Source organism: Stenotrophomonas sp. BIO128-Bstrain, assembly GCF_030128875.1.
Classification (GTDB): domain Bacteria; phylum Pseudomonadota; class Gammaproteobacteria; order Xanthomonadales; family Xanthomonadaceae; genus Stenotrophomonas; species Stenotrophomonas bentonitica_A.
Window position 1 is genome coordinate 4,254,328 of record NZ_CP124620.1, and the last position, 13,833, is coordinate 4,268,160.

The 13,833-nt window shown below is 66.1% G+C and carries 8 protein-coding genes; 4 read left to right on the top strand and 4 right to left on the bottom strand.

The window, feature by feature from the left end:
* Window positions 1-102: 102 nt before the first annotated feature.
* Window positions 103-2,328 carry an NADP-dependent isocitrate dehydrogenase gene (locus POS15_RS19375; RefSeq protein ID WP_284128698.1) on the top strand — a complete coding sequence of 742 codons (2,226 nt, stop codon included), beginning with the start codon at window positions 103-105 and terminating at the stop codon, window positions 2,326-2,328.
* Between the two features lie 91 nt (window positions 2,329-2,419).
* Here the strand turns inward: POS15_RS19375 and POS15_RS19380 are convergent, their stop codons facing one another.
* Window positions 2,420-3,040, bottom strand: coding sequence for a hypothetical protein (locus POS15_RS19380; protein WP_284128699.1), 621 nt, complete (start codon window positions 3,038-3,040; stop codon window positions 2,420-2,422).
* A gap of 460 nt (window positions 3,041-3,500) precedes the next feature.
* On the opposite strand from POS15_RS19380, the gene aceK reads away from it, so the two are divergent.
* Window positions 3,501-5,213 (top strand): bifunctional isocitrate dehydrogenase kinase/phosphatase, encoded by a 1,713-nt coding sequence (gene aceK, locus POS15_RS19385; RefSeq protein ID WP_284128700.1) that lies wholly within the window; start codon window positions 3,501-3,503, stop codon window positions 5,211-5,213.
* Window positions 5,214-5,270: 57 nt separating this feature from the next.
* Window positions 5,271-6,146 carry an energy transducer TonB gene (locus POS15_RS19390; RefSeq protein ID WP_284128701.1) on the top strand — a complete coding sequence of 292 codons (876 nt, stop codon included), beginning with the start codon at window positions 5,271-5,273 and terminating at the stop codon, window positions 6,144-6,146.
* Between the two features lie 36 nt (window positions 6,147-6,182).
* Here POS15_RS19390 and POS15_RS19395 read toward each other — a convergent pair whose 3' ends face one another.
* From POS15_RS19395 to POS15_RS19405, 3 genes are all read right to left on the bottom strand, one after another.
* Entirely contained in the window at window positions 6,183-7,769 is a 1,587-nt protein-coding gene (locus POS15_RS19395; protein ID WP_070472249.1) for a sensor domain-containing diguanylate cyclase, read from the bottom strand.
* A 216-nt stretch (window positions 7,770-7,985) separates the two neighbouring features.
* The gene (locus tag POS15_RS19400; protein WP_284128702.1) at window positions 7,986-9,002 is read right to left on the bottom strand and encodes a cupin-like domain-containing protein; all 1,017 of its coding nucleotides are present in this window, start codon (window positions 9,000-9,002) and stop codon (window positions 7,986-7,988) included.
* 111 nt (window positions 9,003-9,113) lie between these two features.
* Entirely contained in the window at window positions 9,114-12,125 is a 3,012-nt protein-coding gene (locus POS15_RS19405; RefSeq protein WP_019183504.1) for a TonB-dependent receptor, read from the bottom strand.
* 421 nt (window positions 12,126-12,546) lie between these two features.
* On the opposite strand from POS15_RS19405, the gene POS15_RS19410 reads away from it, so the two are divergent.
* Window positions 12,547-13,824: a sugar MFS transporter gene (locus POS15_RS19410; protein ID WP_046273074.1), complete on the top strand. Its 1,278-nt coding sequence runs from the start codon at window positions 12,547-12,549 to the stop codon at window positions 13,822-13,824.
* Window positions 13,825-13,833: the final 9 nt, after the last annotated feature.

Here is a 13,833-nt window from a genome sequence, read left to right on the forward strand (position 1 = left end):
GCGGGCCCGCTGTGCCAGGCCCTGCACGCGACACGGTTGCACGCGGCCCGGCATTGCCGTCGGCCATCATTCACGAGATCTGCAAGAGAGCCCTGATCCCCCATGTCGAACACGCCCAAGATTCTCTACACGCTCACCGATGAAGCCCCGTTCCTGGCCACGCAGTCGCTGCTGCCGATCGTCGAGGCCTACACCGCCACCGCCGGCATCGCCGTGGAAACCCGCGACATCTCGTTGTCCGGCCGCATCCTGGCCCTGTTCCCGGATTACCTGAAGGATGACCAGAAAGAGGCCGACCACCTGGCCGAACTGGGCCAGCTGGCGACCACCCCGGATGCGAACATCATCAAGCTGCCCAACATCAGCGCCTCGGTCCCGCAGCTGAAGGCCGCGATCAAGGAACTGCAGGACCAGGGCTTCGCGCTGCCGAACTACCCGGACGTGCCGACCGACGACGTCTCGCGCGACATCAAGGCGCGCTACGACAAGGTCAAGGGCAGTGCGGTGAATCCGGTGCTGCGCGAAGGCAACTCCGATCGCCGCGCGCCGCTGTCGGTCAAGAACTACGCCCGCAAGCACCCGCACCGCATGGGCAAGTGGTCCAAGGACTCCAAGTCGCACGTTGCGCACATGGATGGCGGTGACTTCTACGGCAGCGAGAAGTCGGCCACGTTGGCCAACGCCGGCAGCCTGAAGATCGAACTGTTCAAGGCCGACGGCAGCAGCGTCGTGCTCAAGGAAAAGACCGCGGTCAAGGCCGGTGAAATCGTCGATGCCGCCGTGATGAGCCGCAATGCGCTGGCCTCGTTCGTGCAGGCGCAGATCGCCGATGCCAAGGCCAAGGGCGTGCTGTTCTCGCTGCACCTGAAGGCGACCATGATGAAGGTCTCCGACCCGATCATGTTCGGCGTCGTCGTCGAGGAGTTCTACAAGGACGTGCTGGCCAAGCACGCCGACGTGCTCAAGCAGGCCGGTTTCGATCCGAACAACGGCATTGGCGATCTGTTCGCGCGCCTGCCGCAGCTGCCCGAAGCGACCCAGGAAGCGATCAAGGCCGACCTGGCTGCCGAGTACGGCAAGCGCCCGGGCCTGGCCATGGTCAATTCGGACAAGGGCATCACCAACCTGCACGTGCCCAGCGACGTGATCGTCGACGCCTCGATGCCGGCGATGATCCGCGACTCCGGTGGCATGTGGAACGCCGACGGCAAGCTGCAGGACACCAAGGCCGTCATTCCGGACCGTTGCTACGCCGGCGTGTACCAAGCGGTAATCGACGATTGCCGCACCCACGGTGCCTTCGACCCGGCCACCATGGGCTCGGTGCCCAACGTGGGCCTGATGGCGCAGAAGGCCGAGGAATACGGCTCGCACGACAAGACCTTCCAGATCCCGGCTGACGGCACCGTGCGCCTCACCGACGAGGCCGGCAAGGTGGTGTTCGAGCACGCCGTGCAGACCGGTGACATCTGGCGCATGTGCCAGACCAAGGATGCGCCGATCCAGGACTGGGTGAAGCTGGCCGTCAACCGCGCCCGCCTGAGCAACACCCCTGCGGTGTTCTGGCTGGATGCCAACCGCGCGCACGACGCACAGGTGATCGCCAAGGTCGAGACCTATCTGAAGGACCACGACACCAACGGTCTGGACATCCGCATCCTGGCGCCGGTGGAGGCGACCGCCTTCTCGCTGGACCGCATCCGCAAGGGTGAGGACACCATCTCGGTGACCGGCAACGTGCTGCGCGACTACCTGACCGATCTGTTCCCGATCATGGAGCTGGGCACCAGCGCCAAGATGCTCTCCATCGTGCCGTTGATGGCCGGTGGTGGCCTGTTCGAGACCGGTGCCGGTGGTTCGGCCCCCAAGCACGTGCAGCAGTTCGTGGAAGAGGATTACCTGCGCTGGGATTCGCTCGGTGAGTTCCTCGCCCTGGCCGCTTCGCTGGAACACCTGGGCAACCGTTACGACAACGCCGGTGCCACCGTGCTGGCCAAGACCCTGGACCAGGCCAACGGCCAGTTCCTGGACAACGACAAGTCGCCGTCGCGCAAGCTCGGTGGCATCGACAACCGCGGCAGCCACTTCTACATCGCGCTGTACTGGGCCCAGGCCCTGGCCGCGCAGGACGACGATGCCGCGCTGAAGGCCCGTTTCGCGCCACTGGCCAAGGCACTGGCCGACAACGAGCAGGCCATCGTCGGTGAGCTGGCCGCGGTGCAGGGCAAGGCGGTCGATATCGGTGGCTACTACCGCCCGGACGTGGCCAAGGCCAGCGCCGCGATGCGCCCCAGCAGCACCTTCAACAGCGCGCTGGCTGCGCTGTAAGGCAACGGTCCCGCCACTGCGGTGATCGATGAAGAACCCGCGCTCCGGCGCGGGTTTTTTTATGGGTGATTGCTTCTGATCGGGCGGCAGTTCACTGGCGGCCGGGACGGCGGCCAAACTGGGTCGAGAGGAGGGCGATCTCCGCATCCAGCGCAGCCTGCTGCTCTGCGGCCATCAAACGCAGGACGACGGTGCCATCTGTCTCCGTGCAGGCACCCGTGTTGAAGCACAGCGCATCCATCAATTCACTTCCCACCCCGCAGGCAAGTCCACGTTGGCAGGCGGTGATCTGCCACGCCAATCCGGTGATGAGCGGATCTCCACCCGCGGCTCCCGTCGCAGCGGCTCCCTGAGCAAGGGCCCCCAGATACACCATCGCCGTCGCGTCGTCGCCCGCAATGACCTGCTCCATCAACTGGCCATACTCCGCCGGCGTGAGAGGTGCCGTAGCGGTATGGCGAAGACGCAACCAAAGCTGCGAAGCAAAATCACCCTGGCGTGCGGCCTGCTCGCGCCAAGCCAGCATGGCGTCAAGTGGAATCACCTGCCCGCCATCCACACCGCCACATTGCGCGAAAACACGTTCGCCGGTCAGGCGCATCTGCTGCGCGGCATCTGGATCCGGATGCACCCTGGCCGCGCTTTCGACGCCCTCGAGATAGGACGCACGCCGGAGGTTCACCAGAAAACACTTCTCGTACAGCTCGGCCAACCGACGCTGCGCGTGGACATCACCGCCTCCGGCCGCAGCGCTGACACGTTCGAACTCTCTGCGGGTGGCATCTTCGAAGCCGGCCGCGAGTGGTCCAGACTTAAGCGCATGAGGGGCTGGAGCGACAGCCTCCGCGGACAGCGCAGGTGTCGAAGAAGGTCCTGCCATGGTCTGCGATGCCCGTGACGGGTCACGTTGGCCCCAGAACACGGCTATCAGTATTGCCGCCAGCAACAAGGCGCTCGCCCACACTGTCCTGCGACGGCCTGTCGTCATCACTGCCCCTGTTCGATAGTTGATGGTTGATGGGGCGACTCTACCCCGGAACCCGGGTGCACACCTGCGCCGACTGGGCAACCGCCCAGTCGCTGCCGTATGGTGGCGGCAGGTCCTCTGGAAGTGGCTGCATGCGCGCTCGCTGTTCCTGCCGGTTCTCTCACTGCGCCGTCCGGGGTGCCGCATGAACCCGGCAGCGGATGCGCTGGCGCGGCTGATCCGCGATGGCTTCGAGGACTACCATGCGCGCTTCGCGGCGATCAGCCGGCGTGCGCGGCGGCGCTTCGAACAGCGCGACTGGGCGGGTGCGCGGCAGGACGCCGTGGAGCGCATCGCGCTGTATGACCAGTGCATCGCCGGGACCGTCGATGCCCTGCGCCGCGCAGCGGGCGCGGACATCGGTGAGCGCGCGCTGTGGCTGCGCATACGCCCCGCCTACGCTGCGCTGCTGGCCGGGTTGATCGACGCCGAGCTCTACAAGACCTTCTACAACACACTGGCGCGGCGGTTGTTCGCCACCCGCGGTGTGGACGGGGCGATCGAGTTCATGGCGATGGATGTGGAGCCGTCCGATGCCATCACCCATCCGGTCGCGCGACACAGCTACACGCTCTCTCCCACGCGTCCGGCGGACGCGTTCATGCGCGTGCTCGGCGACTATCGGTTCGATGTGCCGTATGCACACCAGCTGCGCTGCGCCGCGGCGGTGGCCGTGCGCCTGCAGGACGATCTGGCACATTGGGGCGATTACCCGGTGCGCAGCATCGAACTGCTCGATACGGTGTTCTATCGTGAGCGCCGCGCCTATCTGGTCGGGCGCGTCTTCGGCGAGCATTGCTTCTCGCCCTGCGTGATCGCACTGGTCCATGACGAGCGCGGCCTGCGCGTCGATGCGGTGCTGAGCCGGCGCCGCGATCTCGCGCATCTGTTCGGTGTCTCGCGCAGCTACTTCCAGGCCGACCTGGCGACCGTTGGCGATGCGGTGGTGTTCCTGCGCAGCCTGCTGCCGGGCAAGCCGGTCGATGAGATCTACACCGTGCTCGGGCGCGCCAAGCAGGGCAAGACCGAGCGCTATCGCACGTTCTTCCGTCACTTCCAGGACCAGCCCGGCGAGCAGCTGGTGCACGCCGATGGCACGCCCGGCATGGTCATGGCGGTGTTCACCCTGCCCAGCTATCCGCTGGTGTTCAAGCTGATCCGCGACCGTTTCGCCTGGCCCAAGACCATGACCCGGCACCAGGTCGAAGAGAAGTATGCGCTGGTATTCAACCTGGACCGTGTCGGCCGGCTGCTCGACGCACAGCCCTATCGGCACCTGCGCTTCCCGCGGTCGCGTTTCTCCGCGGCGCTGCGCGAGGAACTGCTGACCCAGTGCGCCGGCAGCGTGCATGAGGAGGGCGAGGAACTGGTGATCGCGCTGTGCTACGTGCAGCGACGCTTCCGTCCGCTCAATCTGTACCTGCGCGAGCAGACCGCCGAGGCGCGTCGCATTGCCGCGCTCGACTACGCGCAGGCGATCACCGACATGGCGCGCAACAACATCTTTCCCGGCGACATGCTGCCGAAGAACTTCGGCGTGTCGCGGCATGGGCGTGCCGTGTTCTACGACTACGATGAGCTGTGCCTGATCACCGAGTGTGCCTTCCGCGCCTGGCCGGCGCCGCGCAACGAAGAGGAAGCGCTGGCCGACGAGCCATGGTTCCAGATCGGCCCCCAGGACGTGTTTCCCGAGCGCTTCTGGATGTTCATGGGGCTGCCGCCGCCCGAGCTGGCCGCGGTGCGCGAGCACTTCGGGCATCTGTTTGATCCGGCCTGGTGGCAGCGGCTGCAGGCCGGTTTCGCGGCCGGTGATTTTCCGGATACCCCGCCGTACGCCGGGGCGCTGCGGCTGGCCTGATTGTCCACCCGATTCCCACTGCGCTACGCTGTCAGGCATCCACAAGGAGAGAGTGCGATGCGTTGTTCCCCTATTCTTGCCCTGGCATTGGCCTTCAGCGGCGTGGGCATGGTCGTGGTCCCTGATGCGGACGCACAGACCAAGCGCGAGGTGCGCGAGCAGGCCGAAGCCAGCATGGTGCTTACCGGCGAGATCGATATCGGCACCGAAGGGCAGGTCGAGGCGTTCCGTCTGGACAAGCGCGCGCAGGTCGACGAGACCATCGTCACCTTCGTCGAAAATGCCGTCAAGACGTGGCGTTTCGCCCCGGTGCTTGTGAATGGCCAGACCGTCAAGGCACGTACCCCGGCCACCATCCGCCTGGGTGCGAAGAACAACCCCGATGGCACCGGCCTGATCACGCTGCTGGCAGCGAATTTCGAAACGTACGACGAAACCTCGACCGACAACGTCACCAAGGTGAAGATGACGCCGCCGGTGTATCCCGAGGATGTCTTCAATGCGCGCGGGCGTGGCGATGTATTGCTGCTGATACAGGTCGGGCGCGACGGGAAGGTGCTGGATGTGGCCACCGAGCAGGTCAATCTTCGTGTGATCGCCAACGAGGCGAACATGCGGAAAATGCGCGACAAGCTGGCCCGCGTGTCGATGGGCGCCGCACGTAAGTGGACCTTCAAGGCGCCCTCTACCGGAGATCAGAAGGACGAGGCGAGCTGGACCATCCGGGTGCCGGTGCGATTTTCGTTCAGCGATGAGGTGGAGCGCTACGGCCGCTGGGATGCCTACATTCCCGGCCCGCACCAGCAGGCCCCGTGGCGCAGCGACAAGGCACTGAGCGCCGATGCCAATGCCGACCTGCTGCCCGCCGGCGGCGTGTTCATGGCCGACGCCGCCAGCAAGGCGCCGAAGCTGCTGACGCCGCTCGGCGGCTGAGGCTGACAGGAGCGCGGGCGTCGCGCCCGCGGTCCCTCAACCAACGCCCGGACTGCCGGGCTGCGGGTACACCACGGTGCGATTGCGGCCCTGTTCCTTGGCCATGTACAGCGCCTTGTCGGCCAGCCGCAGCGCCTGCTGCGGATCATCGTGATAGGTCGGGTAGTGGGCCACGCCCAGCGACACGGTGACCGTGCCGACCTGCTCGAACACTTCGGCGGCCACCTGGATACGCAGGCGCTCGGCCACCTGCGCGGCATGGAGGGCATCGATGCCCGGCAACAGGATCAGGAACTCCTCGCCGCCGTTGCGGCAGAGCAGATCGGTGTCGCGTGAGCCATCGCGCATCAATTGCGCGATGCGCAGGATCACGGCGTCGCCGACCGCATGACCGAAGCGGTCGTTGATGCTTTTGAAGCGGTCGATGTCCAGCGCGATGATCCCGAACGGCTGGCCGCGTGCCTGCCAGTCTTCCAGCCCCTGCTGCAGGCCGCGCCGGTTCTGCAGGCCGGTAAGGGGATCGGTCATGCTGGCGCGGTTGAGCTTGCCGATGCGGTCCTGCAGCAGGTTGAAGCTGTACAGCAGGGCGGCTTTGAGCTGGGCGACTTCGTAGTACCAGGCCCGGATACCGGTGACGTGGCGGATCGCGATGCCGGTGTCGCGGTTCTGCACGTTGCGCGCCAGCTGCCATAGCGGCAGCGAGATGCGCCGCGCAAACCACCAGGTGATCAGCAGCGACAGGATGCCCAGCGGAATCGCATTCCAGATCACCGCCGACATCAGCTTGGACAGTGAGGCCAGCGTGGCGGTGGTCGGCCGCTGGGCCACCACCCCCCAGCCAACGCTCGGCACCGGCGCGTACCCGGCCAGCATCTGCACGCCATGGGTATTGCGCACCTGCTGGGCGCCCGAGTGGCCCTGGGTGACTGCCTGCACGGCCGGGTTCTGCAGCGCGAACTGGCCGACCCGGTCCTGCTCGATGTGGTACAGGATGCGGCCATTGCGGTCGACCACGTACAGGTAGGAACCATCGCGGTAGTAGTGCTTGCCCAGCAACGACTGCAGGATGCTGCGCTGGCGCAGGTAGATGGTGCCGCTGACGTAGCCCTGGTACTGGCCCTGCGCGGAGAAGATCGGGTGCGAGATCGCCACCAGCAGCCGGCCGGTGGCCGACTGGTACGGATCGCTGATGAACGGCGCACGCCGGGCGAGGGCGTCGCGGTTGCCAGCACTGTTGAGCAGCACGCCCTGCAGGGCAAGACTCTGCGGTGAGGTGGCCAGCACGGTGCCCCCGGCATCGACGATCAACACCGAGTTGAAGCTGTTGGTCTGCAGTTGCAGGCGGGCGGCCTCGGCCTCCAGCGCCTGGCGATCATGCTGGCGCTGGCCGAGCACGGTGGCGCTGTAGGCCACCTGCTGCTGAGCGGAGAGCACGAAGTTCTGGGTCGATTCGGCGAGCTTGCTGGCGTACACGCGGTTGGCTTCCAGCGTGTTGCCGATCAACTGTTCGCGCTGCACGCGGTAGCTGGCATGCAGGGTGTTGGCCAGGGCGATGATCGCGCTGAGCAGGGCCAGGGCAAGGATCAACGTGCCGAGGTTGAGGCGGGCGGACAACGGGCGCATGCGGTTCACGGGCAGCAGGGTGCAGCACCAACCGGAACACGCGGATGGAACGGCAGCAGCGAAGCAGTCAGGAGCGCACGACACAGTGCCGAACCGGTGCGCGTGCCGCGCCCGCCTTTCGACGACCCCGCCCCCGGGCGGTCAACAACTCTTTGGGCGGCGATTATTGCGGATTATACCCCCACGTGGGTGAAGTGGGCACCGCGGTGGCGGCCTTCAGCGTTCCAGGCGCCTGCGCAGTACGCCGCGCAGGTGATCGGCGCCGGCCTGGTCCAGTGGTCCGAGCACACCGCGTACGGCCTCGGGGATGTGCGCGGTGGTGTGTTCATCGGCCTGGAAGACGTAATGCTGGAAAATCGCCTGCCAATGCGCGCGCTGCGCCGGCGGCAGATCGCGGAGCGCCAGCAGCGAGAGCATCAATGCGTTCATCGGCGCATCCATCCACGCCGGCACCGGCCGCCACCAGTAATTGACCAGCACGTTGAACGCCTCCAGCCCTTCCATGTGGTGCCACCACAGCGATGGAATGAACACGGCATCGCCCGGCCCCAGCTCGGCCACCTGTGCGTGCGCCAGTGCCGCGCTGAAGCGTGGAAACCGCACCAGGTCCGGTGCGGCGAAATCGACCAGGCTGACCGCCTGCCCGGCCGGCGTGAAATCCAGTGGCCCGATATACAGATTGCCCACCTGCGATGGGGGGAACAGGGTGACGCGGCGGCGGCCGGCGGCTACGCAGGCCAGGTTGTCCGGCACGTCCTGGTGGGCGGCGATGCGCGAGCGGTTGCCGATCCAGATGCTGGCCAGCGGATCGTCCACCCCCAGTTCCAGCGCATTGGTCTGGCGGAAGCCAGGCAGGAAGCTGTCCAGCGTGGTCGATGCCACATAGATCGACGGCGGTGCCAGTGCCGGCGCGTACTTGAGCAGGGTATCGAGCACGACCTTCAACGGGATCTGCTCGCGGCGGAAATTGAAGCCGCTCATGTCCGCGTTGTAGAACACCCGTCCCCGGGCCTCCGGTGGCGCCGTGGTGGCAGTGACCGGCAGCGCGCCGTGATCGAACTGCTTGAGATGGTCAACCGCCGCCTGCGCGGACCGGGTCGCTGCGGCGACCAGCGGCCACCCGGCCACCAGCCCGCGGATCACCTTCGGCGTGGTCCAGCCGGGCAACTGCGCGTGCAGCTGCGCCGGATCCAGATCATGCAGTTCCTCGATCGGGCCGGGCATGGCGGACATCGGCATCCTGATGGCAGGGGCGGGTGGCGCCCACGGTAGCGCGCAGGTGAGGGAAGCGGAAGGCCGCGGGATGAGCGCGGCCTTCCGGTGCTGCAGCTCGGCAGTGCCGACTCAGAACTTGTAACGGACGCCGAACATGTACCGCGGGCCGGTCTGGGTGGCGTAGCGCAGCATGTTGGTGTGGCGCGAGTAGGTGCGCATGGTCTCGTCGGTCAGGTTGATCGCTTCCAGGCTCAGGGTCAGCTGCTCGCTGACCGCGTAGCTGATGTTGAGATCAAGCTGGCCGTAGGCTTCGGTGTAGTTCGGGTTGGGGCCCTGGCCGCCGATGCCGTTGAGGAACTTGTCGCGCCAGTTGTAGGCCGCACGCACCTGCCAGGCGTTCTTGTCGTAGAACAGCACCGCGTTGGCAGAATCGCTGAGGCCGATCATCGGATACTGGTCGCCCAGGCTGAGGTTGTCGAAGGTCAGGCCGGACTTCACCTTGGTGTAGTTCGCCGCGACGCCAAAGCCGGACTGGCCGAACAGATGCTGCACGGCCACTTCCCAACCCTGGAGGTGGTCCGAACGCTGGTTGGCCGGCAGGGTGACGTCAAACCCGGCAATCGGATCACCCGGCTGGCCGACGATGCTGCCGGTCTGCTGCCCTGCGGAATTGACGCCGGTGGAGGTCACGCCCGGGTCGCCGGCATGGTTGGTGAAGATGTAGTTGCGGATGCACACCGTATCGGTGGCCACGCAGCCCGATGCCAGTGCCTCGTTCCAGTAGGCGCCGCCCACGGGGGTGTGCAGGCTGCCTGCATCCTCACGCGCGATCGTATTGCTGATGAAGTTCTTGATGTTCTTGCGGAAGAAGCCGACCGAGGCGTAGCTGGCCTCTCCGTAGTACCACTCCAGCGAGAGATCGAAGTTGTCCGAGAGCAACGGCTCCAGTGCCGGGTTGCCACGCGAGCCGGTGCCGCCCTGGGTGCGCACGATGTTGTCCAGACGCTGCCCGCTTTCGATCTGCGTCCAGCCTGGACGGCCGAGACTGCGGCTGTAGCTGCCGCGCAGCGCCAACGATTCGCTCAGGTCCAGCTTCAGGTCGAGATTGGGCAGGATGTAGTCGTACTTGCCCTTGCCACCCACGAAGGCGCCTTCGTCGGCGTAGGTGATGTTGAACTCGTTGAGCGAATTCCAGCTGATGGAGGTCGGGACGCGCACCAGCGCCTGCGATTCCACCTCGGTTTCTTCGTAGCGCACACCCGCGGCAATATGCAGCGGCATGTTCCAGTCAAAGGTAGTGCGGTATTGCAGGTAGGCGCTCTTGGACGTTTCCGTGGTGCGGATGTCCTCGGAGTATTCCGTCGGGGCGACATAGCAGGTGGGGCAGGCCGGTTCCACGCCATTGGCCACCTGGGCGGCACGATCGCGCAGGCGGTCGAAATCGAACACCAGGAACTGGCCCGTCAGGCGCGGATCGTTGTGGCCGGAGAACGCCTTGAAGTACTTGGCCATGTCATCGGCGTACCAGATGCTGTCATCGTAGTCCGCAGGCGTACCGACGCCGCCCCAGCTGTCTCGCTGCATGATGGCCGCCGCCGAGCGGTTGTCCACCTTGGTGTGGCCCACGCCGAAATCCAGCGCGGAGTAGTCGGCAAAGCGGAACACGCCCTTGGCCTGCAGCTGCTCCACTTCAGACTTGTTGTAGCTGTTCTGGAAGACCGAGCCGGTCACCAGGGCATCCGATGCCTGGATGCCGCCAGGAGGCAGTGCGATGTTGATGATGGGGAGGTCGCCGCTGTAATCGACCGTGGTCTTGCCACGCACGTAAGCGGCGACGCCAAGCACGCCCGCCGAGCCGTAGGGGCCATCGGGCTGCGATTCGGCACTGGCGCGGTTGTAGTCGAAGGTCATGTCCAGCGCGTCGTTGACCTCCCACTCGACGTTGAAGCCTACCGCTTCCATGTTGTTCTTGGTCGCCAGCTTCATGCCGCCCATGGCCACGTCGCCGTTGACCACGTCTTCGCTGTAGACGATCGGCGCGGCAACCGGGCCGTTGGTCCAGGTGCTGTCGCCGGGGCCGTAGTTGAACCACACCGACAGTTCGCTGCGCTGCTGCTGGACCTTGTTCTCGACATAGGTGTAGTCCAGCGTGGTGGTCACGTTGTCCAGCGGCTTCCACTGGAACGTGGCCTGCCCGTTGGTGCGCTGGCGCTGTACCGCATTGACGTTGTAGGCCGAGTTCTGCGGGCGGCCATAGATATCATCGGGGCCCGGGCGGTTGGTGATCCGGTCGGCATAGCCCGTGCCGGGTTGTGGCAATGCCCGCCAGTCGGTGGTGTCGCTGCCACGAAGCGTCGCCCAGCCTTCGGCAACGGTCGCCTGGTTGAAGCCGGAATCGCGTTCCTGGTGGCTGGCACTGAGTGCAACGCCGAAGCGTCCGTCGGCGTAGGTCTGGCTGAAGATGCCCGACAGCTCACCGGTGATGTTGGACCCTTGCAGCGTGCGCGGCACGTTGTCGTTGGAGGTGTCGTGCACCGCCTTCAGGCCCAGGCTGACGACCGGCGCCGCCTCCAGTGGACGCAGCGTCTTGATGTTGATGGTGGCACCGATGCCGCCGGTCGGATTGTCGGCGCGGGTGGTCTTGTAGACCTCCACGGCCGAAATCGATTCGGAGGCGATGTTCGCAAAGTCGAACGATCGCGAGCCGTTCAGGCCGGCACCGCCGTTGCCGAGGTTGGACGCCGGCATCTGCCGGCCGTTCAGGAGCACCAGGTTGTAGTCCGGGCCGATGCCGCGGACGGTCACCTTGGAGCCCTCGCCGCTGGAGGTACGGTCGATCGACACGCCGCTGATGCGCTGCAGCGATTCGGCCAGGTTGGTATCCGGGAACTTGCCGATGTCCTCGGCAACGATGCCGTCGACCACGCCCTGGCTGTCGCGCTTGAGGTTCATCGACGAGGTGAGGCTGCCACGGATGCCGGTGACCTGCACCGCATCCAGCGTGGTGGGGTCGACGCCATTCGGGGCTGTCGTGGAGGTTTCCCGGGCCGCGGGATCCTGCGCCCAGGCCGGGCCGGCCAGGACAGCGAGAAGTGCGGAGGTGAGCATCGCCTTGCGGGGTACGGCCTTGTACGTCTTCATGATGATCCCTCCCCAGGGAATTCGATCGTGGCGGTTCTGCGTTGTGTCGGCGCGGGTTCCAGTGCGCACGGCCCGGATTGGAGCCATGGTTGACAGCGTTGTCAACAAACGACGTCCCCGCTGCGCTTTGCCTGGCCATCGTCACGCGTTCCACGTTGCCTGCACATCCGGCACCTGCGCGGCGGAAGCACTGCAACGCAGGCGTTGTGGCCCGATTTCACCGGGACGTCGGCCGCCGGAAGGAGGATGCACACGCGTTGTGCAGTGCAGAACGAAACTGCGCGAAGTGAATCGCGTGCACGCACCGCAGCATCGCGGGCCACGGACAGCGGATGGCTGACAGCGCTGGACAATCGCGGTCCAAGCAGGTTCCATGTCTGGCCGCCGACTGGCCGGCTCTCCCAATCTGGAAGGACATGCAATGGACACTCCTGCTGCCGTCCGCGGACAACATGTGCAAAGCAATGGCGTTGCACTGGCCGTGGTCACCGCCATCTTTTTCATGTGGGGTTTCCTCACCTGCCTCAACGACATCCTGATTCCGCACCTGAAGGCGGCGTTCGCGCTCACCTGGGTGCAGGCGATGCTGGTCCAGTTCACCTTCTTCGGCGCGTACTTCCTGATGTCGCTGCCCGCCGGTCGCCTTGTCGCGGCGGTGGGCTACAAGCGCGGCATCGTTGCCGGCCTGGCCATCGCCGGTGTGGGCGCGCTGTTGTTCTGGCCGGCGGCACAGGCGCATGTGTATGGCCTGTTCCTCGGCGCGCTGTTCGTGCTGGCCACCGGCATCACCGTGCTGCAGGTCGCTGCCAATCCCTATGTTGCGCTGCTCGGTCCGGAGCAGACCAGTTCCAGCCGGCTGACCCTGGCGCAGTCGATGAACGCGCTGGGCACCACGATCGCGCCGTTGTTCGGCGGCCTGCTGATTCTCTCGGCCGCGCCGCGCACCGCCGATGAACTGGCCCTGCTGCCGCAGGCCGAGGCACTGGCTTACCGCGCCGCCGAAGCGCAATCGGTGCAGCTGCCGTACTTCGGCCTGGCCGTCGCGCTGTTCGTGCTGGCGGTGGCGATCTGGATGTTCCGCCTGCCGGCCATTCCCGGCGTGGAAGGCGCGGCCGCCACCGGCAGTGGCCGCCTGCGCGATGCGCTGCGCCATCGCCACCTGCGCTATGGCGTGCTGGCCATCTTCTTCTACGTGGGCGCGGAGGTCTCGATCGGCAGCGTGCTGGTCAATTTCCTTTCGATGCCCGGTATCGGTGAGGGGCTGACCGAGCAGGAAGCCACGCGCTACGTGTCGCTGTATTGGGGGGGGGCGCTGGTCGGCCGTCTGCTGGGTGCGGCATTGCTGACCCGGCTGGACCCGCGCCGCATGCTGGGGGTCTTCGCGTTGATCGTGATCGCCCTGCTGACGGTGACGATGCTCGGCAGCGGCAACCTGGCCAAGTGGAGCGTGGTCAGCATCGGCCTGTTCAACTCGATCATGTTCCCGACCATCTTCGCGCTGGCCATCGCCCGCCTGGGCACGTTGACCGGGCAGGCCTCCAGCCTGCTGGTGATGGCGATCGTGGGCGGCGCGGTGATCCCGCTGGCGATGGGCTGGCTGGCCGACCATCACGGGCTGCAGGTGTCCTTCCTGCTGCCGATGCTGTGCTACCTGTTCATTGCCTTCTACGCCTGGCGCGGTTCACGCCACAGCCACTGAGGCAGGCGC